Genomic DNA, 438 nt, shown 5'->3' with positions numbered 1-438 from the left:
GTGCTGCACTTCCCCGCCCTGGCCCTGGCGCGCGAAGCCCAGGGCACGCGCTCGCGCTGGCGGCGCCACGTGCCGCCGCTGCTGTTCCTGCTCGGCCTCGCTGCCCTGCTGGTCGCGGCCGCGCGGCCGCTGGCCGTGCTCGCCCTGCCCTCGCAGCAGCAGACCATCATGCTCGCCATGGACGTATCCGGCAGCATGCGCGCCGCCGACGTGCAGCCCGACCGCCTCACCGCCGCCCAGAACGCCGCCAAGGCCTTCATCGCCGACCTGCCGCGCCACGTCCGCGTGGGCATCGTGGCCTTCGCGGGCAGCGCGCAGCTCGCACAGCTGCCCACGCAGAACCACGAAGACCTCGTCCGCGCGATCGACAGCTTCCAGCTGCAGCGCGGCACCGCCACGGGCAACGGCATCCTGCTGTCGCTCGCCACGCTGTTCCCG

General features: G+C 74.2%; 1 protein-coding gene. It reads left to right on the top strand.

The features are described 5' to 3' along the window. Nucleotides 1–438, top strand: a 438-nt coding sequence (locus GVJ63_RS21980; RefSeq protein ID WP_200843138.1) for a VWA domain-containing protein, incomplete at both ends; no start/stop codon positions are given.

Source organism: Pantoea sp. 18059 (genome assembly GCF_902706165.1).
Taxonomy (GTDB): domain Bacteria; phylum Pseudomonadota; class Gammaproteobacteria; order Enterobacterales; family Enterobacteriaceae; genus Pantoea; species Pantoea agglomerans.
The sequence above is the reverse complement of the archived record's forward strand: the minus strand, read 5'-3'. Positions and strand labels throughout refer to the sequence as shown.